General features: G+C 32.3%; 28 protein-coding genes. 11 read left to right on the top strand and 17 right to left on the bottom strand.

Annotated elements, in window-relative coordinates; all coding sequences use genetic code 11:
* Nucleotides 1–84: 84 nt before the first annotated feature.
* Nucleotides 85–879, bottom strand: a complete 795-nt coding sequence (locus tag OD917_RS15395) for a DUF2797 domain-containing protein (RefSeq protein WP_263524302.1) — start codon at nt 877–879, stop codon at nt 85–87.
* Nucleotides 880–1,122: 243 nt separating this feature from the next.
* Between OD917_RS15395 and OD917_RS15390 the strand changes: the two genes are divergently transcribed.
* From OD917_RS15390 to OD917_RS15380, 3 genes are read left to right on the top strand one after another with little or no spacing between them, the layout of a single operon-like run.
* Complete coding sequence (locus OD917_RS15390; RefSeq protein ID WP_263524301.1) at nt 1,123–2,634, top strand: GH3 auxin-responsive promoter family protein; 1,512 nt, start codon at nt 1,123–1,125, stop codon at nt 2,632–2,634.
* A 15-nt stretch (nt 2,635–2,649) separates the two neighbouring features.
* The gene (locus tag OD917_RS15385) at nt 2,650–3,051 is read left to right on the top strand and encodes a YbbC/YhhH family protein (protein WP_263524300.1); all 402 of its coding nucleotides are present in this window, start codon (nt 2,650–2,652) and stop codon (nt 3,049–3,051) included.
* Between the two features lie 33 nt (nt 3,052–3,084).
* Nucleotides 3,085–3,327, top strand: a complete 243-nt coding sequence (locus OD917_RS15380; protein ID WP_263524299.1) for a redox-active disulfide protein 2 — start codon at nt 3,085–3,087, stop codon at nt 3,325–3,327.
* A 455-nt stretch (nt 3,328–3,782) separates the two neighbouring features.
* Here OD917_RS15380 and serB read toward each other — a convergent pair whose 3' ends face one another.
* From serB to OD917_RS15345, 7 genes are all read right to left on the bottom strand, one after another.
* Nucleotides 3,783–5,012 carry a phosphoserine phosphatase SerB gene (serB, locus tag OD917_RS15375; protein WP_111283869.1) on the bottom strand — a complete coding sequence of 410 codons (1,230 nt, stop codon included), beginning with the start codon at nt 5,010–5,012 and terminating at the stop codon, nt 3,783–3,785.
* A gap of 156 nt (nt 5,013–5,168) precedes the next feature.
* On the bottom strand, nt 5,169–5,606 hold the full coding sequence (locus tag OD917_RS15370) for a VOC family protein (protein WP_263524298.1): 438 nt from the start codon (nt 5,604–5,606) through the stop codon (nt 5,169–5,171).
* A 64-nt stretch (nt 5,607–5,670) separates the two neighbouring features.
* Complete coding sequence (locus OD917_RS15365) at nt 5,671–6,111, bottom strand: SRPBCC domain-containing protein (RefSeq protein ID WP_263524297.1); 441 nt, start codon at nt 6,109–6,111, stop codon at nt 5,671–5,673.
* Between the two features lies 1 nt (nt 6,112).
* Nucleotides 6,113–6,523: a VOC family protein gene (locus OD917_RS15360; protein ID WP_111283865.1), complete on the bottom strand. Its 411-nt coding sequence runs from the start codon at nt 6,521–6,523 to the stop codon at nt 6,113–6,115.
* Nucleotides 6,524–6,613: 90 nt separating this feature from the next.
* On the bottom strand, nt 6,614–7,018 hold the full coding sequence (locus OD917_RS15355) for an SRPBCC family protein (protein WP_263524296.1): 405 nt from the start codon (nt 7,016–7,018) through the stop codon (nt 6,614–6,616).
* A 33-nt stretch (nt 7,019–7,051) separates the two neighbouring features.
* Nucleotides 7,052–7,456, bottom strand: a complete 405-nt coding sequence (locus OD917_RS15350) for an SRPBCC domain-containing protein (RefSeq protein ID WP_263524295.1) — start codon at nt 7,454–7,456, stop codon at nt 7,052–7,054.
* 14 nt (nt 7,457–7,470) lie between these two features.
* Nucleotides 7,471–7,881 (bottom strand): VOC family protein, encoded by a 411-nt coding sequence (locus OD917_RS15345; RefSeq protein ID WP_263524294.1) that lies wholly within the window; start codon nt 7,879–7,881, stop codon nt 7,471–7,473.
* 141 nt (nt 7,882–8,022) lie between these two features.
* Here OD917_RS15345 and OD917_RS15340 point away from each other — a divergent pair, with 141 nt between their 5' ends.
* The gene (locus OD917_RS15340; protein ID WP_263524293.1) at nt 8,023–8,988 is read left to right on the top strand and encodes a GlxA family transcriptional regulator; all 966 of its coding nucleotides are present in this window, start codon (nt 8,023–8,025) and stop codon (nt 8,986–8,988) included.
* 60 nt (nt 8,989–9,048) lie between these two features.
* Nucleotides 9,049–9,522 (top strand): hypothetical protein, encoded by a 474-nt coding sequence (locus tag OD917_RS15335; protein ID WP_263524292.1) that lies wholly within the window; start codon nt 9,049–9,051, stop codon nt 9,520–9,522.
* 20 nt (nt 9,523–9,542) lie between these two features.
* On the opposite strand, the gene OD917_RS15330 is transcribed toward OD917_RS15335, so the two are convergent.
* From OD917_RS15330 to OD917_RS15305, 6 genes are all read right to left on the bottom strand, one after another.
* A complete protein-coding gene (locus OD917_RS15330; RefSeq protein WP_263524291.1) occupies nt 9,543–10,184 on the bottom strand; it encodes a murein L,D-transpeptidase catalytic domain family protein in 642 nt (213 codons plus the stop codon).
* A gap of 139 nt (nt 10,185–10,323) precedes the next feature.
* Entirely contained in the window at nt 10,324–11,556 is a 1,233-nt protein-coding gene (gene clpX, locus OD917_RS15325) for an ATP-dependent Clp protease ATP-binding subunit ClpX (protein WP_263524290.1), read from the bottom strand.
* A 185-nt stretch (nt 11,557–11,741) separates the two neighbouring features.
* A complete protein-coding gene (gene clpP, locus OD917_RS15320; protein WP_008467307.1) occupies nt 11,742–12,416 on the bottom strand; it encodes an ATP-dependent Clp endopeptidase proteolytic subunit ClpP in 675 nt (224 codons plus the stop codon).
* Nucleotides 12,417–12,733: 317 nt separating this feature from the next.
* Nucleotides 12,734–14,056 carry a trigger factor gene (locus OD917_RS15315; RefSeq protein ID WP_263524289.1) on the bottom strand — a complete coding sequence of 441 codons (1,323 nt, stop codon included), beginning with the start codon at nt 14,054–14,056 and terminating at the stop codon, nt 12,734–12,736.
* A 112-nt stretch (nt 14,057–14,168) separates the two neighbouring features.
* Nucleotides 14,169–14,513, bottom strand: a complete 345-nt coding sequence (locus tag OD917_RS15310; protein WP_263524288.1) for a phage holin family protein — start codon at nt 14,511–14,513, stop codon at nt 14,169–14,171.
* 56 nt (nt 14,514–14,569) lie between these two features.
* Entirely contained in the window at nt 14,570–15,334 is a 765-nt protein-coding gene (locus OD917_RS15305) for an alpha/beta fold hydrolase (RefSeq protein ID WP_263524287.1), read from the bottom strand.
* 200 nt (nt 15,335–15,534) lie between these two features.
* Here OD917_RS15305 and OD917_RS15300 point away from each other — a divergent pair, with 200 nt between their 5' ends.
* Nucleotides 15,535–16,920, top strand: a complete 1,386-nt coding sequence (locus OD917_RS15300; RefSeq protein ID WP_263524286.1) for a hypothetical protein — start codon at nt 15,535–15,537, stop codon at nt 16,918–16,920.
* A gap of 49 nt (nt 16,921–16,969) precedes the next feature.
* On the opposite strand, the gene OD917_RS15295 is transcribed toward OD917_RS15300, so the two are convergent.
* The 3 genes from OD917_RS15295 to OD917_RS15285 form a co-directional block, all read right to left on the bottom strand.
* Nucleotides 16,970–17,824: a DUF4249 domain-containing protein gene (locus tag OD917_RS15295; RefSeq protein WP_263524285.1), complete on the bottom strand. Its 855-nt coding sequence runs from the start codon at nt 17,822–17,824 to the stop codon at nt 16,970–16,972.
* Nucleotides 17,825–17,829: 5 nt separating this feature from the next.
* Entirely contained in the window at nt 17,830–20,103 is a 2,274-nt protein-coding gene (locus OD917_RS15290; RefSeq protein ID WP_263524284.1) for a TonB-dependent receptor plug domain-containing protein, read from the bottom strand.
* A 79-nt stretch (nt 20,104–20,182) separates the two neighbouring features.
* Nucleotides 20,183–20,896, bottom strand: a complete 714-nt coding sequence (locus OD917_RS15285; protein ID WP_263524283.1) for a pyridoxine 5'-phosphate synthase — start codon at nt 20,894–20,896, stop codon at nt 20,183–20,185.
* 116 nt (nt 20,897–21,012) lie between these two features.
* On the opposite strand from OD917_RS15285, the gene OD917_RS15280 reads away from it, so the two are divergent.
* The 5 genes from OD917_RS15280 to OD917_RS15260 all read left to right on the top strand — a co-directional run bounded on the left by OD917_RS15280 (nt 21,013) and on the right by OD917_RS15260 (nt 26,945).
* A complete protein-coding gene (locus OD917_RS15280) occupies nt 21,013–21,672 on the top strand; it encodes a CBS domain-containing protein (protein WP_263524282.1) in 660 nt (219 codons plus the stop codon).
* A 99-nt stretch (nt 21,673–21,771) separates the two neighbouring features.
* Nucleotides 21,772–22,656, top strand: coding sequence for an NAD kinase (locus OD917_RS15275; protein ID WP_263524281.1), 885 nt, complete (start codon nt 21,772–21,774; stop codon nt 22,654–22,656).
* Nucleotides 22,657–22,829: 173 nt separating this feature from the next.
* On the top strand, nt 22,830–23,522 hold the full coding sequence (locus tag OD917_RS15270) for a DUF6089 family protein (protein ID WP_263524280.1): 693 nt from the start codon (nt 22,830–22,832) through the stop codon (nt 23,520–23,522).
* A gap of 2 nt (nt 23,523–23,524) precedes the next feature.
* On the top strand, nt 23,525–24,265 hold the full coding sequence (locus OD917_RS15265; RefSeq protein ID WP_263524279.1) for an isoprenyl transferase: 741 nt from the start codon (nt 23,525–23,527) through the stop codon (nt 24,263–24,265).
* Nucleotides 24,198–26,945 carry an outer membrane protein assembly factor gene (locus OD917_RS15260; protein WP_263524278.1) on the top strand — a complete coding sequence of 916 codons (2,748 nt, stop codon included), beginning with the start codon at nt 24,198–24,200 and terminating at the stop codon, nt 26,943–26,945. Before OD917_RS15265 ends, OD917_RS15260 begins: the two co-directional genes overlap by 68 nt.
* Nucleotides 26,946–26,957 lie beyond the last annotated feature (12 nt).

The raw sequence follows: 26,957 nt of genomic DNA, 5'->3' as shown, positions 1-26,957 counted from the left end.
TAACACAAAACAATAAAATAAATTGCAAATTTTAAATTAAAACAATTTAAAATTAAAAAAAGATAACAATTTAGTAATAAAAACTTACACATTTATGGTTACGACATAACCTTCAGAACCGCGAATATTAAAAACTGTTCCGTTTTCAAATAGCAAATACTGACCTTTTATTCCAGTTAATTTTCCAATAAACGAAGGCGTTTTATCTAAGTTTAGACTGTTTACTTTTGCAGGATAACTCAAAACTGGATATTGAAGATCGTAGACATCATTTTTTTGAGAATAAAAATAATCTTTAACTTCTGCTGGAATCAAACTTTCAATTTTAGCTTTTTCTGCAATTAGGTCAAAAGTTTCAACAGAATTCTGAAGCATTTTTCTCCAATTGGTTTTATCTGTATAATGATCTTTTAAAGCTACTTCTGTTATTCCTGCCAAATATCTATTCGGAACCTCAACAATTGCAATTGCATGTGAAGCGCCTTGATCGATCCAACGTGTTGGAACTTGAGATTTGCGAGTAACTCCAACTTTTATTTCACATGCTGAAGCCAAATATACAATATGCGGCTGTAACTGAGCTTTAGATTCATATTCTAAATCTCTATCTGCAATTCCTAAATGTGCTGTACTTAATTCTGGTCTCATGATCCAATCTCCAACTGCAGGACTTGAATAAAAACATTCGTAACAAAAACCTTGTCGGTATATTTTTTTCTTTTTACCACAATTTAAGCATTGGCAACCCACAAAATTGATTTCGATTTCTTTATCCAATAATTGATTAACATTCAGAAAACTATCTTCAAAAACCAAATAATATTGAATTGGGCTTCCAAATTCAGTTTGCATTTTTGTCAGTACGCCTTGATATTGCATTTGTATTTTTATTTATAAATTGCTGATTTAGAATTATCAAAAGATTTAAAAATTTTTGTGTTAAAATTCGACTTATTAGGTAGAATCTTTACCCAAAATCGAATTGTTTTTTACAAAAAAATATTATTTTTGATATGAAGACAAAGTTACTATTTGTCTCTTGATATTCAAATTTTATGTTTTTTGTTTTGCGAAGACTGCGAGATTTAAAACCTAAAATCTAGTAATCTAAAAACCAAATTCATGCCTTTATCTATTATCAATTCGTTTGCATCTTGGGTCCTTAAACAAAGGATTCATCAAATAGAGCTTTTTTTAAAATACCCAAATGAAGTTCAGGAAGAATTATTGCATAATTTATTGATGGCATCGGAAAATACGGTTATTGGAAAACAATACGAATTCTCAACTATTAATTCTTATCAAACTTTTGCAGAAAGGGTTCCAATTGCGACTTACGAAGAGCTGCAACCGCTTATCGAACGCACGCGTCTGGGAGAACAAAACGTTTTTTGGGAAACGCCAATTAAATGGTTTGCCAAATCAAGCGGAACTACAAATGCAAAAAGCAAATTTATTCCAGTAAGCAACGAAGCTCTAGAAGACTGCCATTATAAAGGAAGTAAAGATCTTTTGTGTCTTTATTTAAACAATAACGAAGATTCTGAATTGTTCTTAGGAAAAAGTCTTCGTTTGGGAGGAAGTTCTCAAATTTACGAAAACAACAATACTTTCTTTGGAGATTTATCGGCAATTTTAATTGAAAATATGCCTATTTGGGCAGAATTCAGCAGTACACCAAGCAGTAAAACTTCTCTAATGAGCGAATGGGAAAGCAAAATCGCTGCCATTATTAACGAAACAAAAAACGAAAATGTAACCAGTTTTGCTGGAGTTCCTTCTTGGATGCTGGTTTTAATGAATAAAGTTTTAGAAAATACCGGCAAGCAAAACTTACTGGAACTTTGGCCAAATCTTGAAGTTTATTTTCATGGAGGCGTGAGTTTTTCTCCGTATAAAGAACAGTACAAAAAAATTCTCCCAAGTTCTGATTTTAAATACTACGAGATCTATAATGCTTCTGAAGGCTTTTTTGCGATTCAGGATTTAAATTATTCTAGTGATTTATTGCTAATGTTAGATTACGGAATTTTCTACGAATTTATTCCGATGGACACTTTTGGAACTCCAAACCAAAAAGTAGTTCGCTTGGCCGATGTTGAACTGAATAAAAATTACGCAATTGTTATTACTACTAATTCTGGTTTGTGGCGCTATTTAATTGGCGATACGGTTCGTTTTACCTCTTTAAATCCGTACAGAATTAGAGTTACGGGAAGAACTAAACATCATATTAATGTTTTTGGCGAAGAATTAATGGTCGAAAACACTGATCAGGCAATTGCAAAAGCTTGTCTGGTTACACAAACAGAAGTTATTGATTACACGGTTGCTCCTATTTTTATGCATGACAAAGAAAAAGGTGCGCACGAATGGATGATTGAATTCAAGAAAAAACCAGCAGATGTTGGTCTTTTCCAAAAAGTTCTGGATGAAACGTTACAGACTTTAAACTCTGATTACGAAGCGAAACGCTACAACAATATGACTTTAAATCCTTTGGTTATTAATGTTGCCAGAGAAAACCTTTTTTATGATTGGCTAAAAGAAAGAGACAAATTGGGCGGTCAGCATAAGATTCCAAGACTTTCGAATCAGAGGGATTATTTGGAGCAATTGAAAGAAATGTGTTAATTTATATCTAGTCATTTGATCAAGAAAGTTTTATCTAACAGAGAAATTGAGCTTAAAATTTTAATTGCTCTTCTTTTAATTCTTATTTTCAGTTGCTGTTCTCATTCAAAGTATGGAAGTGATCAGGCAGAATTTGAATTAAAACGTGCTCTTGAAGATCCTAGTCATGACAATTTTGTTGATAACAAAAAAGTACTCATTAAGGATAACCAAACTGCAATCAAAATCGCAGAACCTATTCTTTTTAGTATTTATGGGGAAGATGAAATTAAACATCAAAAACCTTATGAAGTAAATCTAATTAATAATCATTATGTTATTAACGGAACACTATTATGGGGAGAACAGGGAGGAACATTTCTAATTATAATTGACGCAAGGAATGCAAAAGTTTTAAAAATTACCCATTCCAAATAACTATTTAATTTTCTTAAATAAAAATTCTAAAAGATGAAAGATACAAAGTTCAGTGACATGAGTACTGAAGAACTAATTAAGAATCAGAAGACATTAAAAACAGTAAATACCGTTTTTTGTGTTGTGTTATTTATGTTATTCGTCCTTAATATATTCATTGTTTTCATGAAAGGTTTTAGCGCAATGAATGTTATTCCAATTGCTTTGTTGCCTATTCTTTTCTTGAATCTGAAAAATTTAAAAGAAATTAAACGAGAGCTAGAATCTCGTGAATAGTAATCATTAATTATTCAAGAATAAATTTTTTTTTGAATTGCCACTAACTTTAGTTAGTGGTCTAGATCAGATTATATCTCAGGCTTTAGCCGAACATTTACAATTAATGGTTAATTTTGGCTAAAGCCATTTATCACCTTCATCCATTATTCCTCCAGCTAAAGCAGGAGGCAACTCATATCCGATTCTAACATTTTACAGCACTTTAAAAACCACTAATTCCACTAAATCTGCATGAGGGATAGAAGTAGAAATCCTTTTGTGGCGGGGTTCGCCACAAAAGATTGCAACGGATAGCCCGACCCAGAGGGACATGCCCATATAAAGAACCTCAGCTCTTTTTTGAAGAACTGAGGTTTTGTTTTTTTATTTTGATTGTGGAATTGCTAGTGTGATTTGCTTCGCCTATTCGCTATCGCTCGGGTCTCCCTACGGTCGAAATGACAAACTTTACTTTACATCATATCAATATATCTATCGTGGTATCCTAAAAGATACAAAACACCGTCAAGGCCTAGACTAGAGATTGAGGTTGACGCGCTTTCTTTTACTTTTGGTTTGGCGTGGAAAGCGATTCCTAGACCAGCTAAGTTTAGCATTGGCAAATCGTTTGCTCCGTCTCCAACTGCGATGGTTTGATTGATGTGGATTCCTTCTTTTTCGGCGATTGCTTTTAGATATTCGGCTTTTTTCTGACCGTCAACAATATCGCCTAAATATTTACCTGTCAGTTTACCATCTTTTATTTCTAATTGATTGGCGTGAACGTAATCTATTCCTAATTCCTTTTGAAGGTATTCTCCGAAATAAGTAAATCCTCCAGATAGAATAGCGGTTTTGTAACCATAGTATTTTAAAGCTTTCATCAATCGATGTGCTCCTTGTGTGATTGGCAAATTAACCGCAACTTTTTGCAAAACTTCTTCGCTTAAACCTTCCAAAAGAGCCATACGCTTTTTGAAACTTTCGTTGAAGTCAATTTCACCGTTCATAGCCGATTCTGTAATGGCACGAACTTGATCTCCTACTCCATTTAACTCTGCTAATTCGTCGATTACTTCGGTTTGAATTAAAGTAGAATCCATATCGAAGCAAACCAAACGGCGGTTTCTTCTGTAAATGTTGTCTTCTTGGAAAGAAATATCGACATTCAGCGTTCTAGAAACTTCCATAAAACTTGCTGTCATGATGATCTTGTTTACAATTTCGCCCGTTACAGACAATTGGATACAAGAACGTGGATATTCTTCTTTCTCGACAATAGAAGTTCTTCCCGTTAATCGGATGATAGAATCGATATTCAAATTTTGATCTGACATTATTTTGGTTACTGCTGCCAATTGTGAAGCGGCTAGTTTTTCGCCCAAAATATTGATAATGTAACGTTGCTTAGATTGTGATTTTACCCAAGTTTCGTAGTCTTCAATAGAAATAGGAATAAATTTTACTTTGATTTCTAACTCGTAAGCTTTAAACAATAAGTCTTTTAAAACTGGCGCTGAAGAAGAGCCAGCAGCAATTTCGAACAAAATTCCTAAAGAAAGTGTGTCATGAATATCGGCTTGACCGATATCTAATATATTAGCATCGTATGCTCCTAAAACAGCTGTTAAACCTGCTGTAACCCCAATTTTATCGTGTCCTGAAACTTTTAATAAAATTATCTCTTTATCTTCTGCTGCCATTTTTCTTTCTTGATTTTGAAGCGACAAAAATCGGCAATCTCTCGTTGATAAAAAAGAATAATCATTGTTTTTTTGAAATGAAAAAGCACATTTCCATGTGCTTTTTCAAGTAATTTAACATTTCTGTTTTATTATTAAAATAACGTAACTTTTTGATTACTTCATTGGTTCATTTTTATCAAAACTTACCATCCAGTTTATACCAAACTTATCTTTGAACATTCCAAAATAAGATCCCCAGAAAGTATCATTCATTGGCATTTCTACTTTTCCACCAGCCGAAAGTCCGTTAAAGATTTTATCGGCATCTTCTCTGCTTTCAGCATTAATAGAAACAGAAAAGTTATCGCCAAAACCGACATCTCCGTATCTTGGATGCGTGTCGCTTCCCATTAAAATACTATTTCCGATTGGAAGAGATACGTGCATAATTCTATTCAAAGCTTCTTCAGAAAGCACTTCGCCTTCTTCTGCAGGAGCATCTTTAAATTTTCCGATATACGGAAAATCTCCTCCAAAAACTGATTTATAAAACAGAAATGCTTCTTCGCATGTTCCATTAAACATTAAATATGGGTTAACTGCTGTTGCCATGATATTTTTTTTAATTGTTAATTACAAATTTTAAATTATTAATTATCTGTCTTTCTTCTTGCTATTATTTCTCAGACAATTCTTTAATCAATTCTAATGCTTTTGGAAAAGCATCTTTAAAATAATCAATATGTTTTTCGATTACATCTACTTCAACATGAAGATCGACAACATCACCTTTTTGAGTCAGTCTGTAAGTTTCCATTGCGCCACTCCACTTTTCTGTTTCTTCATTTGGCGGAACTTCCTTATGATCTTTAATTTCGCCAAGATGCTTAAAAGCCATATATTCATTTGGAATTTTTCTGTCAATAAGACTATTCATTCCATCTGCTCCGTCTGGGCCTAAAAAATAAATTTTATCGCCTTCGTTCCAAGTCGATTCAGCGTAACTTCCTTCGGCAAAAACGCTTGTCCATTTTCTGTACGTTTCATCGTCCCATAAGACTTTCCAAATCTTTTCTTTAGAAGCCTTTATATCTATATTAAACACTAATTTTTCCATCTTAACCTGGTAATTTACTAAAGTCCATAAATAAAACATTCCAACGATGACCATCTAAATCGGCAAAACCACAACCGTACATCCAACCCTGACTTTCAGCAGGTGGAGCAAAAACATTTCCGCCGGCTTCTTTGACTTTTTCTGCTAGTTCATCGACTTCTTCTCTGCTTTCGGCATCGATCGAAATCAACACTTCTGAGCTTAATTTAGTATCTGTAATACTGTTTTGCGAAAAGCTCGAAAAAAGCATTTCTTCAAAAAGCATTACTACAAAATGTCCTTCACCTACAACCATGCACGTCGAACTCGGCGTATCATGTTGTTCATTAAACGAAAAACCAATTTTCCAGAAAAAATCTTTCGCTTTTGCTACGTCCTTTACAGGAAGATTCAACCATATTTGTTTTGTCATTTTTTGTTTTTTTGTTGGGTTAGATATTTATTTTTTTCTTTTTTAAACCATATAAGTAATGTAAGCTTTTAAGTTTTTAATCTTTGAACCTTAGTTATTCTCTACGTAATTTTTAAAATTATCCAAAATTGCTTGCCAGCCTGCGCGCTGCATTTCTTCTGGATTTTGTGATTCTGGATCGAAACTCTCAATTATTTCAACACCTTCAGGAGTTTCTTCAAAAGTAATTTCGGTTTTTCTGCCGTCTCCCATTGTATAATTGATTGCTTGATTTTCTTTCACCAAAGTATATTCTCCACCAAAATCAAAACTCATGCTACCATCTTTTGCAGCCATTGTTGTAGAGAATTTACCTCCTTCTCTTAAATCATTTTCTGCTTTTGGCGCATGCCATTCTGGAGAGGCAAATGCCCATTTTGTAATATGTTCTGGAGCATTCCAATAATTCCATACTTTTTCTAACGATGCATTTACGGTACTTTTTATTGTTATCATTATTCTTATTTTTATGTTTATAAAATTTATTTCTTAAAATGATTCGACGTAATTTTTAAAATTTTGAATAATTGCAGTACAAAATTGTTCCTCCATATCTGCTGTTTCTGGTGTCGTTGGCTCAAATATTTCAGTAATTGTTACCGCATTATTCTCGCTATCAAAATGTACACTTGCAGTTCTATCGTCAAAAAGTTTATATTCTATTAATGAAAACTTTTCTATTTTAGTATAAATGCCTTCAAAGTCAAAACTATCGCTACCGTCTTTAAGAGCCATAGTAAATTTGAATTTGCTTCCTACTTTCAAATCATTTTCGACATAAGGAGTGTGCCAATCCAGAGAAGCATTATTCCAGTTCATAATATGCTCAGGCAATGTCCATAATTTCCACACTTTTTCTATTGAAGCATTTATGGTGTTTTGAACCTTTATCATGTCTTTATCCTTATTTACATATTCTCAGGAATCTGACTTTCATCCATATAGAAAATTTCCCAATGATGCCCGTCTAAATCAAGAAAAGTTCTTTGATACATCCATCCATAATCCTTTGCTGGAATATAATCTGCTCCGCCTGCTTTAACAGCCTTGTTGATCATTTCATCTACTTGTTCACGAGAATCTAAGGAAATCGAAATAAGAACTTCGCTAGTTGTTTCAGAATTACAAATCTGTTTGTTTGTAAAAGTTCGATAAAACTCTTCCACCAAAATCATAACAAATATATTTTCGTCAATAACTATACAAGCTCCCTTTTCGTTTGTGAATTTTGGATTGGTCGAAAAACCAAGTCCATTATAAAATAATATTGCTTTGTTTAAATCTTTTACGGCAAGATTTAAGAAGATTTTTGTTTTCATCTTTATAAAATTACGAATTAATTAAAACAAATTTAATTTTTTAAGATTAGTTTAAAACGACAATAAAAGTCATTTTTAGGGGCATTTAAGACAAAATACTTATTTTTGTTTTGATTTGAAATTTCAAAAACCACAAAAATCATGAGCAAGAAATTAGGATTAATCGTGCCTCACGACTATAAATTATTAAGTATTGCGGCTATTTTAGAAGTATTCGAAACGACTAATAAATTGAGTTCGGGAAACGAAAAACCATTCGAAATCATGATTTTTCAATCTAAAGAACAATCAGATCAAGGAAATATTTTTGGCTATACTTCAAACGAAATTGAAACTTCAGATATTGTTTTAGACCTCATTTTGATTCCAGCTTTTACGACTGACAATATGAGCGAAATGATTAAAAAGAATAGAAATTTTATTCCGTGGTTACAAAAACAACATCAAAACGGAGCCGAATTAGCTAGTTTTTGTACGGGAGCTTTTTTATTTGCCGCTTCAGGTTTATTGAACGAAAAATTAGCCACAACACACGTAGACGCTTGCAGCGCTTTTACAAAAGCATTTCCGATGGTAAAACTAAAACCCGAAGAAACCCTTACTGCTGACGGAAGTTTATACACCAGCGGCGGATCGACCTCAACTTTTCATTTATTGATTCTTTTGGTTCAAAAATTCTGTGGCAACGAAATGGCGGTTAATATTGCCAAGATATTTTCTATTGACTTAAACCGTTATAAACAAAGCTATTTTAGTACTTTCAGACCAAATCATCTACATAACGACACTTTAGTTGCAATGCTCCAGCAAAAGATTGAAAGCCAATATCATTCAATCGAAAAACTAGAAGAAATTACCAAAGACATTCCGACAAGTGCGAGAAACATGACACGACGTTTTAAACAAGTGACAGGAATTCCTCCAATTGAATATCTGCAGAATATAAGAGTTGAAAGTTCAAAAAAATATCTGGAACAAACACAGCTTTCTATTTCAGAAATTATCGAAAAAACAGGTTATAACGACCCAAAAGCTTTTAGAAAAGTGTTTTATAAAATGGTTGGAATGAAACCTATTGAGTATCGAGAGAAATTTAGAGTGCAATAAAATATTATTATTTTATAATTATTTTCCTATTTTTATCATCGCGTTTAAAATTTTAAAAAGATGAAAAGAATTTTCGGAATTTTATTAATTGTTTTATTTTCAGCCAGCTGTGATTCAAACCCTCTTAAAGAAGAACCTATCACTGGTTATGTTCTTGACGCCACTATAGACTTCAGCGTTGTTAATTCTAAAAACGAAGATTTATTAAATCCGAGCAATCCTGACAGTTATGACCAAAGTAAAATAAAAATACTTTTTTTATTGAATGGTAAATTGGTTCCACAATATCAAGGAAACTTAGATTACCCAAATTTCTTCATGATTTATCAAAATTCAGATCGCTATGTAATTAGGGTTTTCTTAAATTACGATAAAGGAGAAAAATTACCTGAAACATATATTCAATGGAATGAAAACGACAAAGACATCGTAAAAGTTGAATATTCTCGAACAAAAAATTCTACTATCAAAAAAAATGTTTGGCTTAACGATCAAGCAATTACTAATCCTAATTATTTGACCATTATAAAGTAAGCTTTTAGCTGATTATATATTTATGTTTTTATAATCCATATTAGGACTTTTTTATTGGTTTTCAAAAGTTCATCAATTTCTTTCATGCTTTCGTTTGAAATTGCTGGACAGCCCCAGCCTTCTGGTGTTCCTTCGGGATAAACTTCATTATCTGAAATTGCATCCCAAGAATGCAGAACTATAGCGCGACTTCTGGCGTTTGAATTTGTTTTGTCTTTTCCCTGCAAAACATAATTCACTTTTATTCCCCATTCGCTTACACCTCGATCTAAAACCACATATTTTCCAACAGAAGAACAATGCGAATCAAATTCATTGCTAATCTGCGGCTTCTCTTTAGAAGAAGTTCTTCCCCATTGATTGTCTCCGCATCCGTGACTTACCATATAAGATTTTGAAACTGCTTTCTTTTTAAAATCATAAACAAAAAATCTTTTATAACCAGAATGCAATCCTAAATCGATCAATATAAATTTACTTTGATTTAGATTGTTTTTCTTGCAATACTGCTCTGCCTGTTTGTAATAATCATTGTAATTGATTTCAATTCGAGGTTTTTCTTCTGAAACAATTTCGCTGTTATGTTTATTTTCAGAAATAGTTATTGCTTTATTTTCTTTAGAACAAGAAAAAAGCAAACTCACACAGATTATAAAAAACATTTTTTTCATGCTTAAATTTACACAAAAAGACAAACGAAAATAGGCTCTAAAAAGTATAAAAAAAACCTGCTCAAAAAATGAACAGGATTTTAGAAGTAAACTTAGCCAAAGTTTAAAACTTTGATTAAGTGAAATTGGTTTAAGAAGCAATTTCCATACGCTTCAATAAGTTTTTACTCAAAGTATGTTCTGCGTATTCTTTATCGATTGTCAAACTTGTATCATCTGAAGTTGGCAGTTCGTACATTGCATCTGTCAAGATAGCTTCACATAAAGAACGCAATCCACGAGCTCCTAATTTATATTCTAAAGCTTTATCTACAATAAAATCTAAAGCTTCGTCTGTAATCGTGAATTCAACATCATCCATTAAGAATAATTTCTGATATTGTTTCACCAAAGCATTTTTAGGCTGTGTCAAAATCGCACGAAGTGTCTCTTTATCTAAAGGATCCATGTGTGTTAAAACTGGCAAACGACCAATAATCTCAGGAATTAAACCAAAATCTTTGATGTCCTTCGGGATAATATATTGCAACAAATTATCTTTATCGATATTGTCTGTATTTTTAGAAGTTGAATAACCAACTGCCTGACGGTTTAAACGTTTTGAAATAATACGTTCAACTCCATCAAAAGCACCTCCAGCAATAAATAAGATATTTTGAGTATTTACCTCAACGAATTTTTGGTCTGGGTGTTTACGTCCTCCTTTTGGTGGTACATTTACAACCGTTCCTTCTAACAACTTCAATAATGCTTGCTGAACACCTTCTCCAGAAACGTCACGTGTTATTGAAGGATTATCGCTTTTACGAGCAATTTTATCAATTTCGTCAATAAATACAATTCCTCTTTCGGCTTTAGCTACATCATAATCTGCAGCCTGAAGCAAACGAGTTAGAATACTTTCTACGTCTTCACCAACATATCCTGCTTCTGTTAATACTGTCGCATCAACAATTGCCAACGGAACGTCTAACATTTTAGCAATCGTTTTTGCTACTAATGTTTTCCCTGTTCCTGTTTGACCAACCATGATAATGTTACTTTTTTCGATCTCAACTTCATCGTCTAATTGCTGTTGCATTAAACGTTTGTAGTGATTGTAAACTGCAACTGACATTACTTTTTTAGTCTGATCTTGACCAATAACATATTGATCTAGGAAAGCTCTAATTTCTTTTGGTTTCTTTAAAATTAAGTCTCCAACTAATTTTGCACTTCCACTAGATTTTAATTCTTCTAAAACAATTCCGTGCGCCTGTTCAATACACTTATCACAAATGTGGGCATTGATACCTGCAATTAATAAATTAGTTTCTGGCTTCTTTCTTCCACAAAACGAACATTCTAATACTACTTTTGCCATTCTTTATTTAAGTTACTAAGCTGCAAAGATACTAAGTTTATAAGCTTTTTAATCTAAAACTTAAAAACTTAACTTCTTTACAGCTTAATATTTTTATTTTTTGTTTCAAATTTCAGGTTTCAAGTTTTAAGTTAACCGAGGCAACTTGAAACCTGAAACCTGAAACAAAATTTAACTTTAAGAAATTATCCTCTTCTTAATACTTCATCAATCATTCCGTATTCTTTTGCTTCATCAGCTTTCATCCAGTAATCACGCTCACTGTCTTTGTGAACTCTTTCGAAAGTCTGACCAGAGTGGTGAGAAATAATGTTGTATAATTCATCTTTTAATTTCAACATCTCACGTAAGTTGATTTCCATGTCTGTTGCAACACCTTGTGCTCCTCCAGATGGTTGGTGAATCATTACTCTTGAGTGAGGCAATGCAGAACGTTTTCCTGCAGCTCCTGCACATAATAAAACTGCTCCCATAGAAGCGGCCATTCCAGTACAGATTGTAGCTACGTCTGGTTTGATGTACTGCATAGTGTCATAAATTCCTAAACCTGCATAAACACTTCCTCCTGGCGAGTTTAAGTAAATTTGAATATCTTTTGAAGCATCAGCGCTTTCTAAGAATAATAATTGCGCTTGAACGATATTAGCAATTTGATCGTCGATACCTGTTCCTAAAAAGATAATTCTATCCATCATTAATCTTGAGAAAACGTCTAATTGAGAAATGTTCAATTGACGCTCTTCGATAATATAAGGAGTCATGTTTGTTGGAGTCATCGCCGCAACGATTTTATCATAATACATTGCATTTACTCCTTGGTGCTTTGTAGCAAATTTTTTGAATTCTTTACCGTAGTTCATATTTTTAGTTTAAAGTTGAAAAGTCTAAAGTCAGAAATTGACTTAAACGAATAAAACAAAGTTCATACCTTTTTATTAGGGATGCCAATTTGTCTTCTTTTTATTTTGTTTCAGGTTTCAAGTTAATTTAATTTCAAGTTATATAAATAATGTGGAACTTAAAGCATCAAACAAAAAAAGAACGTCAATAGAAGAAAAACTTCCATTGACGTTCAAATATAATTATTTTTATCTTTCAGTTTCTGTAATAAAATCTTAATTTTTAAAAAGTATACTTCTTAACTTAGACTTTACAGCTTTAGACTTTCAGACTGAATTTATTCTCCGTAAGAAGCTGCAATAAATTCTTCGTAAGTAACCTCTTTAGTTGTTGGGTTAGCTTTTTCTTTGAAAATATCTAACATTTTAGCTGCTACAACTTGCTCAGAAAGTCTTTTCACTTCGTCTTGGTTAGATAAAACTCTAGCCACAATTCCTTGAACTTCTTCATCAGTTGGGTTTGTTTGACCAAATTGAGCCATTTGTTGTCTGATAGCGTTTGAGGTAAACTCTTTCAAATCTTCAAATGTAATTTGGATATTGCTTTGAGCTAAAGCTTTTCCTTCGATTAATTGGAAACGTAAACCTTTTTCAGATCTTGCGTATTCAACTTCAGCTTCTTCAGCAGAAAGTTTTTTCTCTCCAACAGTTTGCAACCATTTTTTCAAGAATTCAGCTGGCAAATCAAATTTTGTGTTTTCGATTAAGAAATCTTGAACATCTAATAATAATTTTTGGTCAGCTTGTTGAGCAAATTGAGACTCAGCATCTTCTTTAATTTTAGCTTTTAAATCTTCTAAAGAAGCAACTTTTCCTTCACCAAAAAGTTTATCAAATAATTCTTGGTTTAATTCAGCTGGCTCAGAACCGTTGATCGCTTCGATAGTAAAGTTTACTTCAACATCTAAACCATGAACACCTTCGTGACCTACTTTTAAGTAATCCATTAATTGGTGATCATCTTCAAATAAACCTTTTGTGCTTACTGTAACAACATCTCCAACTTTTTTACCTGTGAATTGTTTTTGAGCTTTTTTGCTGAATGCATCTACAGAAATTGTAGTTGTATTGTTGATTCCGTTTGCTTCACTTGAGAAAGTTCCAGTTAAATCAGATTTAGCATCAGAAACTTCTTGAGGAACCGCTTTTCCAAATTGTTTTTGGATACGCTCCACTTGTCCGTCGATTAATTTATCGTCAGCAGTAACAATATATTTTACGATATTATTTTTAGCTTCTAAATCAATTTCGAAGTTTGGCACTAAACCAATTTCGAACTCAAAAGTTAATTCTTCTGCATTCCAGTCAAGGTTTTCGTTTACTTTTGGAAGCGGAGTCCCTAAAAGATTTAATCTTTCAGATTGAATATAACGCTCTAAAGCCAAATCAACTACTTTTTTAATCTCTTCTTGTTTGATAGCTTTTCCGTATTGCTTTTCAACAAGATCTTTAGGCACTGCACCCTTTCTAAATCCTTTTACTTGCGCTAAAGGCATTTTTTCGTTAATTCTTTTTGCTACTTGACCTTTATAATCCATATGAACAACGTTCATAACAATTGTCTCGTTTACAGCGTCTATTGCTACTCTTTTAATATCCATCTTCTTCTTTAATTTACGTAATAAAATTGGGTTGCAAAATTATAAAATTTTTGCAACCCAACCAAGTTTTTAATCTATTGTATTTGAAGCAGTTTTAATCTGCTCAATTGTTTTATTTATCGTCTCCTAATATTTTATAAGTAAGAGATTGAAGTATAGACAAAATAATACTGAATATTAGTGCTGTCCAAAATGTATCGATTACAAAACCTCCAACAATTTTTGTGCACAGTAAAATAATTACAGCATTTATGACTAATAAAAATAAACCAAGCGTAACAAACGTTACTGGCAGAGTTAGCAATACTAAAATTGGTTTGATAAAGATATTCAGCAATCCTAAAACTACTGCAACAATTACAGCCGTCCCAAAACTAGCAACATGAACCCCAGTTAAAATGTTAGACAATAATAAAACTAAGGCAGCCGTAACAAGGAGTCTAAGTAATAATTTCATGGTTTTTCAGGTTTAAAATTTATTTAAAAGTAATAAAATTTTTATCAAAACTATTTTTATTCCTTTAAAAACATCGCTGTCAATTCGAAAAACATCTTCGGATTTTCGGCATGAAGCCAATGTCCAGCGTTTGGAATAGTATCTAATTGCAGATTTGGAAAATGATTGCGAATTCCATCAACATCTTCATCTTGAATATATCCAGAGTTTCCTCCTCGAATAAATAGAGTTGGTTTATCAAAAACCAAATTATCAGGAAGTGGTTTTCCTATGGCATCTAAATTATTATTAAAAGCATCCAGATTAAATCGGAAAGCCAATTGTCCAGGCTCTTTCCAATATAGATTTTTTAATAAAAATTGACGCGTCCCAAAATCAGAAACATATTGCGACACAATTTCTTCAACATCATTTCGGCTTGGTTTTACCGAAAAATCAACTGCATTTAATCCTGCCAAAATATCTTGATGATGCTGTTTGTAAAACTTTGGACCAATATCTGCCACAATTAATTTATCTACAAGATCAGAATGAGTTGTTGCAAAAAGCATGGCAACTTTTCCGCCCATCGAATGTCCGAGAATATCAATTCTAGTTAAATTATTTGCCTGACAGTATTCATACACATCTTGAACCATTGCTTCATAACTCCATTCATCTGAATGAAAACTACGCCCGTGGTTTCGTAAATCTAAAATATGAACTTGAAATCCAGCTTCTACATACTGTCCAGCAAGTGTTTTCCAGTTATCAGACATTCCAAGAAATCCATGCATGATGATAAACGGTTTTCCTTCGCCTTCTATTTTTGAGTATAACATTTAATTTATTTATAAAAATTCTGTTTACAAATGTAAAAAACTATCAATTAATCTCTAAAACTAAATATTCTCCAAAATTTTTATTGATTTAATTTTATTAGAAAAAAGTTTACAGGCTTACGGATTCCCGTAAAGACATTCGGTTTATATTAATTATTTTCGCCTCAAATTCAACCTTAATTTTTTAATACAACCAAATCATGATTAAAAAAATTTTTTTAATGTCTTTAGTTCTTTCGCAACTAGCAATCTCTTGTTCAAGTGACGAAAGCACTGACGAAACAACACCAGAAACAGAATTAACTTTAGAAGAGCAAATTGCTGCTTTAGTAAAGCAACCGTACTCTAATTTAACGCCTTCTCAGCAAAAAGTAAAATTAGAAGCTGAAGCTAACGATATGTTAGTACAATTAGACAAAACTAAAAGTTCTAGCGCAATTGAAGCATTAGAAAATTTATCTCGTTTACTTAGCCAAAGTAGCGTTGATATTTTTGACGGAAAAAGTGGAAATGGTGTTGAAGAAGCTCTAACAGTATCGGGTGTTTATGGTATCTATACTTGGAACAGCACAGGAAAAGCATGGACTAAAACCGCTTCAAGCACTGAATTAAAATTTGTTTTCCCAGCTAAAGAAGGACAAACTACAAACAATGCAGTATTTTCTACAAAAAGCACTTCATCTGATGTTAAAGTTCAAATTATTGACACTTATGCAGAATGGGGATGGAATGAAGAAACTCAACAATATGGCCCTATAACTCCAGAATTAAATGACTGGTTTTATTTACCAACATCAGCAGATGCTGTTTTAACAATCGACAATGCTCAAGCTGCAACTATTGCACAAACTGCAAAATATGCTAACGGTAAAGAAGTACCAACTGATTTTACTTATAAAGTAACTTTAAATGATGGTTACACTTGGGAAATGAGTTCTACAAAAGGTACACAAAATACTGCTAAAGCATCTCTTACTTTCAACGGAAAAAACTTAATTACATTTAATGCTGGAAGCAATGCTGAAATTGACAAATTAATTGACAATGATGAGCTTGTTCAATACAGAGGTAAAGCAAATGGATTGTTTACATTAATGGACAATTTCGTAATTCTTGCTGATATGGATTTAGCAACAGAAGCTGCTGATGATGCTGCTTTAGAAAGTGCTAATGTTCGTCCTACTCATCCTGAATATAACGACGCTAATAGCGATTTCAAAGCATATTACACTGCTTTAAATGCATACGAGAAAAAAATATCTGAAGGTACTGCAGCTAATTTCAACAAAAACATAAAATTAATTTTAGTATCTAAAAAAGACGGAACAAAAATCGCTGATATCGTTCAACATTCTGAAAAAGATGGTGAATATACTTTCACTTTACCAGTTTGGGATGCAGAAAGTAAATATTGGACTTCTTGGACTAATGAAGGAGAATCTTTCACTCAACCTTATCTTGAAGAAGTTTATTACTTAAAATTCAGTGATAGCACAGAAGTTGAAATGAGCGCTTATTTCTCTGAAGGGTTCTCAAATTTCGAAGCTAAATTTGAAGAGTTTATTAAAGCTTTCGAGAAAAAATAATATTTTTGAATTACAGTTTAAAGCCGGTCTGAATATCAGACCGGCTTTTTTACTTTTTAGGAGGAGTTTTTACGATTATAGTACTTTGTCCGTATCCGGCCCAAATTCCTATTCCGCCTTTTATATTGGATTTCAAACTTATGTTGGCAGGATAAATAGGATTCTGGCTATTCACAATTTCATTTTGCCAGCTGTTCCAAAAATCTAGAGCTTCTTTTGTCTGCGTTCTTAATTTTACATGAATTAAATCTCCATCTGCAAAATAAGGCGTGAATTTAGTTTTAGGAAATAATATTATTCCTCTATTTATTTGCACTGAAACAGCTGAAGTTTCAAAATTCTTATCATCTAAATTTCCGTAAAATGCAGGAACAAAAATAGGTTCTTCACCTTCAATTTTAGTTGCAATCTGATAATAGTTTTTCTGACTAATTGGATCATCAAATTTTACAAAAACATAACCTGTTGTATCTGCAGGATTTCTTTTAATATATTCGGCACTTTTTAGCGTAACACTTTCTGGAATTGTTGTCACTGCTTCAATAACGCGATCTAAATATTCAATTTTTAATGAATATGATTTTCCCGCTTCTCCTTTTATTGCTGAACCAAAATAAACAAATGGAGGGATTCTGTCTTTATCATTTTTAACTCTTAAAACTTCAAAGTTTACACCATCTGAAATCGTAATTTTTGCCGACCTAATTACGTGATTCAATATGTTTGTAGAATCAATAACGTCAGTAACGGGAATACTTGTAGACAAAAGGACATTGGCAATATCACCTTCTTCAATCCAGCCTTCGACTACAATTTTAGACTCCAAACTTTTTTCAGTGGTAAAATCATTATTCGAACAGCTTACCAACACTAAGCCTAAAAATAAAAGCAAATACTTTTTCATATTTCTTAAAATTTAAATCTCCAACTAATAGAAGGCAGAATGCGATACAAAACCTTCTCTTTCTGAGACACTACAACTTTATCTTTATTTTCGTTTACTTCAACATCTAAGACCACATAAATTGGATTTGCAATATTGAAGGTATTATAAATTGAAAAATTGAATACGCTTTCTTTTTTTGCTGTTTTAATAAAATAATAATTAGCCGAAATATCAGTTCGAATGTAATTAGGTATTTGCGCATTATTATACCCTGAATATTCCTTAACTGGATTATTATTAATAAAATACCAAGAAGTTGGCATTGTAAATCGGTTTCCAGAACTGAATACTTGGGTAAGTCCAAAATTCCATTTTGAATTCAAATCATACATTCCAACCAAAGAAAGATTATGGCGTCTGTCATACTTTGCAAAATAAGTTTTACCATTATTCAATTCATCAAAATTTCGATCAGACCAGCTTAAGGTATAACTTAGCCAACCACTAAACTTTCCGTTGCTTTTTTTAAGCATCGTTTCAAGTCCATACGCTTTTCCTTCTCCAACATACAAATCATTTTTAAATGTTGTAATTTCATTGAACTGCGTAACTCCATAAGGATATTCCAATAAATTTTTCATCGAACGATAAAATCCCCCTAAAGAAGAATTCCAATTTCGTGAGAGATTTTGATTAGAACCAATTGAAAATTCATTTGAAGATTGCGGTTTTATACCATCAGAACTTGCAATCCAAAAATCTGTCGGAATTCCAACGCTTGAAGTAGTTATTAAACTCAAATACTGATATTGTTTATTATAAGATGCGTAGAAAGAATATTTTTCGTTTGCCAAATAATTCAACACTATTCTAGGCTGAAAATGCAAATAAGAATCTGATCCTGAAGTATAATAATTAATTCGAAGTCCTAAATCTGCAGCTAGCTTTTCAGTTATTTTTAGTTTTGCATTTGTAAAAATTGCCGCTTCATTAGCATTAATCTTATCTTGAATATTATTATTGGTTGTTGCAAAATTTTCAACGTTTACCTTTTGCGGCTGCAAATTATGGTAGACATATTGAAGTCCAGATTCTATTGGAATATTTTTAATGAAATATTGTACCGAATTTGTAAATCCAAAATCCTTTACATACGAAGAAACTTCAAATTCAATTGTAGCTTGCTCCATCTTTAAATCATTTGAATATTGGCTAAAATAAACGGCATTTGACATGTTTACTTTAGGCGAAATTGTGGTAATTAAAGATGGCGAAACTGTAAAATTACTCCACTTCAAACTTGTTTTAAGCGCGAGGTTTTCATCTTTAATTTTCAATTCATCGCCACTTGCAAAGGCATCTATAACAAACAAATTATTCTTTGAAATTTGAGATAAAAAAGTAAGATTACCATCAGAAAAACCATATTTCATATCTTGAACATCATTGCTTTTTGATCCTGATTTCAAGATTGGACCAACAATCTCATCGATATATGTTTTTCGTCCAGAAATATAAATTCCTGTTTTACCGCTAAAAGGAGCCGCAATACTAAGCTGAGAAGCTAAAATTCCAAGATTTCCTTGAATGCCAAATTCAGATGGCAGTTTTTTATTAGAATTCAACAAAGTTGTCGAACTTAATCTTCCGCCGTATTTTGCGTTTGAACTTGATTTATCAAATTCTACGTCTTTTATATGATCTGCATTATAAAACGGAAAAATTCCAAGCAAGTGGGACATTCCATAAATAGGAGTTCCATTATATAAAATTGCATTATGACCAGGATCTCCGCCACGAACATAAAAATAACCATTAGCATCGCCCGAATTCTGAACACCAGGAGTTAGCTGTAAAATTTTTATAATATCTGTGGTTCCTAAAACAGTCGGAACAGAGGATAATTCTTTTACATTAAAGGAAAGCTTTCCGTTAGAAAGATTGGTTATGGCACTTTTTTTATTGTTAGAAATGATAACTTCTTTAAGATGCGCGATGTCTTTTTCTAAAACAATTGAAACAAAAGTATCCTTCTTAATTTTAAATTGAATGTTTTGTGAAATATATCCTGATTGATGGATTTTAATTTTTATTTCAGCTAAAGGAGCATTTATCGAAAAATTGCCAAGAGAATCGGCTATAGAAAAGGCTTGAAAATCTTTTGCTGTAAATGAAATATTGGCACCAACTAAATTTTCGTTTTCAGAAGATTTTATATTGCCAGAAATAGTCGCCTTTGATTGTGCAAATACACTGAAAAAAGAAAGGAAACAAAAGAATGTAATTAATTTCGACACTTGGATTTTAATAAGAAAAGTGCGAAAATAAACAATTATAACCCAATTACATCAGGTTATAATTGTTTTTCATTTTATCTTACTTCAATTTGTTCAAATACATATTTACAGTATTATCCAAACCAAGATAAAGCGCTTCTGAAATTAAAGCATGTCCAATAGAAACTTCCAATAAACCAGGAATATTTTCTTTAAAAAATTTGATATTATCTAAACTCAAATCGTGTCCAGCATTAATTCCTAAACCTAATTCATTTGCCAATTTAGCTGCTTCAACATAAGGTTCAATTCCTTTCTCATTCCCTAAACTATATTGATGAGCGAAAGATTCAGTATATAATTCGATTCTATCTGTTCCTGTTTTTTTAGCGCCTTCAATCATTTCTAAAATCGGATCAACGAAAATCGAAGTTCTGATTCCATTTTTTTGAAATTCCTGAATAACTTCAGTTAAATATTCTTGATTTTTAATCGTATCCCAACCTGCAGAAGAAGTAATTGCACCAATCGCATCTGGAACCAATGTAACCTGATCTGGTTTGCATTCTAAAACCAAATCAATAAAATTATGCTGCGGATTTCCTTCAATATTATATTCTGTCGTAATAATTGCTTTCAAATCGCGTGCATCCTGATAGCGAATATGACGCTCATCTGGACGTGGGTGAATCGTAATTCCCTGCCCTCCAAATCGCTGAATATCTACAGCAACTTTTAATAAATCAGGAACATTTCCGCCTCGTGCATTACGAAGCGTTGCTATTTTATTGATATTAACACTTAACTTTGTCATATAAATAGATAATTAATTCTAGTAACACTATATTTGTTACGACAAAAATACAAAGTAAAACAGAGCGGTTTTCGGTATTTTTTGATTATTTTGCATCAAATATCCTCAATTGATTTATGACAGAAATTACAAACTATATCACAAATGATTTCAGAGCGATTGATAGTCAGGAGACGATAGCATCGATTCAGGACTTTTTTATTGATGTAAATTTTTCTCATTTTCCGATTTTAGAAGATGGTATTTTTATAGGAAGTATCTCTTCTGATGATGTTGAAACATTTGACATTGAAAAAAAAGCAATTGACTACAAATACACTTTAGAACATTTTTTTGCAAGAAAATCTATGCTTTGGCTAGACGTTCTTGAAGTTTTTGCTAAAAACCACACTAACCTTCTTCCAATTCTTGACGAAAACAATAACTATGTAGGTTATTATGAAATGGAAGATATCATGAAGTTTTTTCAGGAAACTCCATTTTTAAAAGAACCAGGAGCGATTATTATTGTTCAAAAAGGTCTTTTAGATTATTCAATGAGTGAGGTTACCCAAATTGTAGAAAGTAATAATGGTAAAGTTTTAGGATGTTTTGTGTCTGAAGCCGATTCAGAAAACGTTCAGATTACTGTAAAAATAGGTTTAGGAGCCATTAATGAGATCATTCAGACCTACAGAAGATATGGTTATGAAATTATTTCAGAACATCAGGAAGACACCTATATAAATAGCCTAAAGGAACGATCGGATTATTTAGACAAATATCTTAATATATAAGTTATGAATATGCCAATGAGAAAATTAGTTAATTAGATGATTTTCGCATTTCACAATTATCTAATTGAACCATTGACAAATTCTCTAATTTAACAAAGAATGAAAATAGCCATTTACGGACAATATTATCAGAATAGTACTGAACCAATTATAAAAGACATTTTCAAGTTTTTTAACACCAACAATGTTGAAATGGTAATTGAAGAAAACTTTCTTAACATGCTTTACGAAAAACAGCTAATTAAGAAAGAGTATAAAACTTTTCCATCAAACAGCGCCTTAGACAATAGTTTTGAAATGTTGATAAGCATTGGTGGCGACGGAACTATTTTAAGAGCCGCCGCTTTTGTTCGTAATTCAGGCGTTCCATTATTAGGTATTAATGCAGGAAGATTAGGCTTTCTGGCGAAAGTTCAAAAAGAAAACATTGACATTTTGTTGCAATATGTAATCGATCAGAACTATACAACCTCTGAAAGAACTTTGCTTGGACTAACTGCCGATCCTAAAAATGAAGCTTTCGAAGAACTTAACTTTGCAATGAACGAAGTTACAGTAAGTAGAAAAGATACAACTTCGATGATTACAGTTGAAACCTACTTAAACAACGAATATCTAAACTCTTATTGGGCAGACGGTTTAATTATCTCTACTCCTACTGGTTCAACTGGATATTCTTTGAGCTGTGGTGGGCCAATTTTAACGCCAGATGTAAAAAGCCTAGTAATCACACCTATTGCCCCTCATAATTTAACTGCCAGACCACTTGTTATTCCTGATGATACCGAAATCACACTACGTGTAACAGGAAGAGAAGATCAATATTTAGTTTCTTTAGATTCAAGAATTTCTTCGGTAAAAAATGAATCTATTTTAAAAATCAAAAAAACAGATTATAAAATAAAAATGGTTGAAATACCAGGCGAAACTTTCTTAAAAACATTAAGAAATAAATTGCTCTGGGGAGAAGATAAAAGAAATTAAACTCTTTTCTGAATCCCTACTATACGATAATACCACATTTTCTCGTTCTGCATGTAGTGAATCATCATTAAATGGCTCAAAATCATAACGTAAATTGAAAAAAAAGCACATTTAAACAAAGGAACTTTGATTCGTATCGATAATTATTATATTTGCACGCAATTTTGAATTAAATGAAGAAAATTTTTAATTTATTGTTATGTTTTTTCCCCTTTATTACACTTAATGCTCAGATAAATGAGATAGGTGTTTTTTTTGGAGGAAGCAACTTTGTAGGCGATGTTGGTAAAACAACTTATATCGCCCCAGAAAAACCAGCCTTTGGTATTTTATACAAATGGAATAGAAGCCCAAGACATGCATGGCGATTTTCATACACACAATCAAACATTATTGGAAATGACTTCAAGTCTGAAGAAACAGGCCGAAACCAGAGAGGCTACCGTTTTGAAAACGATATTAAAGAACTCTCTGCTGGTTTAGAATTCAATTTTTTCGATTTTAATTTGCACGATTACCATACAAAGATAACTCCTTACATTTTTTCAGGGTTAAATTTCTTTGTCTTCGATAACTTATACCGATATTCTACAAGTCCAAACGTAATATACGCGCAAAAAAATAAAAGTTCATTTGCTATACCTATTATATTAGGTATAAAATCGAATATAACTCCACGTTTCGTTTTAGGAGCAGAAGTTGGAGCACGCTATACTTTTACAGACAACATTGACGGAAGCAATCCGAATACAAGTAATCCAGATATTTTAAAATTTGGAAATTTAAATAATAATGACTGGTATGTTTTTTCAGGTATTACTTTAACGTATACCTTTGGACAGAAACCTTGCTATTGCCCAGAATAAAAATGAATTTAATAGAATCAATAGATCACACAAACTTACCTAAACACTTGGCCATTATCATGGACGGTAATGGACGATGGGCAAAGCAACAAGGCTTTTTGCGCGCGTTTGGCCACGAAAATGGTACAAAATCTGTAAAAGAAATAATCAAAACCTCAGCTAAACTGGGTATTGAGTATTTAACCCTGTATGCTTTTTCAACAGAAAACTGGAATCGTCCAAAACTGGAAGTTCAGGCACTTATGAAAATATTGGTAAATTCATTAAAAAAAGAGCTTGTTACCCTTCAAGAAAACAATATCAGGCTTAATGCAATTGGAAATCTTGATAAATTACCAAAAACAGCCCAAAAAGAACTTTTGGATGTTATGGAAAAGACCAAAAACAACACTCGATTAACACTTACGCTCGCTTTAAGCTATGGATCTAGAGAGGAACTGGTAAATGCTATTAAATCAATTAGTGATAAAGTTAAAAATAATATAATTTCAATAGACACTATTGACGATTCAATTATAAATGAGCATCTTTACACGCAAAATTTACCAGACGTAGATTTATTAATACGAACAAGTGGAGAACATAGAATAAGTAATTTTTTGCTTTGGCAGATCGCCTACGCAGAATTGTATTTTACTAATGTCTTGTGGCCAGACTTTAAAGACCAAGATTTATATGAGGCTATTATTAGTTATCAAAAAAGAGAACGTAGATTTGGAAAAACCAGTGAACAAATTAAATAATTTTTTAGTGTTGCAAAAAAAAATACAAATAGTCTTTACCCTATTACTTTTGGGTAGTTTTTCACAAATTAAAGCACAAGAAAGAGTTCCTTTTGATCAAGGGAAAAAATATATTCTAGCCAAAGTTTCTGTTGTTGGTAAAATAAGCTTCAATGAACAGACTGTTGTAACCTTTTCAGGCCTTCAAAAAGGACAGGAAATCACTGTTCCTGGAGAAGAAATCAGTAGCGCAATTAAAAAATTAGGTAAACTAGGTCTTTTTGATGAGATCGCTTTCTATGTAAACAAAATAGAAAATGATAGCATTTATTTAGATCTTGATATCGTTGAACTTCCTAAATTAAACGAAGTTAAATTTGTTGGAGTTAAAAAGAGCAAAGTCGAAGGTTTAATTAAAGATAATAACCTGACAAAGAACAAGATTGTCAATGAAAACTTAATTACGACAACGAAAAATTATATTGAAAACAAATACAAAAAAGAAGGTTTTTATAACACAAAAGTTACTATAACAAATACTCCAGACACGATTAACGGTCACCAAGTTAATATGCTTGTCAGGATAGACAAGGGAGATAAAGTAAAAATCAGCAACATTGATTTCATTGGAAACAAACAACTTACAGGAAATCAATTGCGTGCTGCAATGAAAGACACAAAGCAGAAAAACTTTATCAGAGTTTTTAAAGCGTCTAAATTTATCCCAGAAAAATACAAAACTGACTTAGAAAAAGTAATCGCAGCCTACAAAGAAAAAGGATATCGCGATGCGAGAATCATCTATGATTCAGTAAAATACAACAAACAAAAAAATACTCTTGCTATTAAGATTAATGTAGAAGAAGGAAATAAATACTACTTTGGAAACATTAAATTCTTAGGTAATACAGTTTATTCAGACCAACTTTTAAGCCGTTATTTAGGCATTAAAAAAGGAGAAACTTATAATGGCGTTTTATTAGAAAAAAGAATCGCTGATAAAACAAAACCAGACGCAGAGGACATTACCAATTTATACCAAAACAACGGTTATTTATTCTCGAATATTAACGCTGTAGAGGTAAAAACAGTAAACGATACAATCGATTTTGAGATTAGAGTTACAGAAGGTCCAATTGCTTATTTTAATAAAATTACTGTTGTTGGAAACGACAAGACAAATGACCACGTTATCTATCGTGAGTTAAGAACTAAACCAGGAGAGAAATACAGTAAAGAACAATTAGTTAGAACCATTCGTGAGATTGGACAATTAGGTTTCTTCGACCCTGAGGCAATTGATCCTAAATTTAAGAACGTAGATGCTGGTGCTGGAACAGTTGATATTGAATATAATGTTGTAGAAAAAGGATCGAGCCAGGTCGAACTTCAAGGAGGTTACGGTGGTGGAGGTTTCATTGGAACTTTAGGGCTTTCATTTAATAACTTCTCTGCTCGAAAATTATTTGATAAAGAAGCTTACAAGCCTTTACCAATGGGAGATGGACAAAAAGTTGCACTTCGTTTACAAGGAAGTACATACTTCCAAACGTATAGTTTATCTTTCTCAGAACCTTGGTTTGGAGGAAAAAAACCAGTACAATTTAGTTCATCTATTTCATACAGTAAGCAATTTCTTAACAATTACATCACTAGAACTGTTGATAGAAGCAAAAGTTTTAATATTTTTACAGTCCAAGTTGGTTTAGCAAAAAGATTAACTGTGCCAGATGATTATTTTGTGTTATCACAATCTGTAAGTTATCAGCACTATGATTTGAACAATTACAATACAGGTTTATTTACCTTTGGTAATGGTGCATCAAGAAACTTAGCTTATACTATCGGACTTTCAAGAAGCAATAAAGGGGTAAACCCGATATTCCCAACTTACGGTTCTGAGTTTAGTATTTCTGCAAAAGTTACACCACCTTATTCATTGTTTAATGGAATTGATTATGGTGATTTAAAAAATCAAAAAGAATACAAAACACAATATACTGGAACATCAGGAAGTGGTGTAGACGGAAAACCACTTAACAATGGTGATTATGTTAAAACAGAGACAGTAAACGGAACAACTGGTTATGTAAGTGTTGGTTCTGATTATGGAAGTGCAGATACAGATGTAGCGAAAGTCGATCAGAAAAAATATAATTGGTTAGAGTACTATAAAGTTAAATTCAAAGGAGATTGGTATACTAAGGTTTATGGAAAATTAGTATTAAGAACACTTACAGAATTTGGTTTCTTAGGAGCTTATAACCAAGAAAGAGGTGTAATTCCGTTTGAGCGTTTTTACTTAGGAGGAGATGGTATGGCCAACTACTCTATGGATGGTAGAGAGACCATTCAGTTGAGAGGTTACCCAAACAACTCTTTAACTCCAGTAAACTCTGCTGGTGATGCGATTGGAGCTACAATTTATAACAAATTCTCAATGGAATTGCGTTATCCAATTACATTGAAAGCATCTGCTTCGATTTATGCATTGACGTTCTTAGAAGCTGGTTCATCGTATCCAACTTTCAAAGATTACAACCCGTTTGACTTAAGTCGTTCTGCTGGTGCTGGTTTACGTGTATTCATGCCTGCATTTGGATTATTAGGTATTGACTTTGGTTACGGATTTGACGCTCTTCCTGGACAAACAAAAGCTAATGGCTGGGAAACACACTTTATTATTGGACAACAATTTTAAAGAAATAACGTT

The sequence above is a fragment of the Flavobacterium sp. SH_e genome (assembly GCF_025717045.1).
Lineage (GTDB): Bacteria > Bacteroidota > Bacteroidia > Flavobacteriales > Flavobacteriaceae > Flavobacterium.
This window is presented reverse-complemented; position numbering and strand designations above follow the sequence as displayed.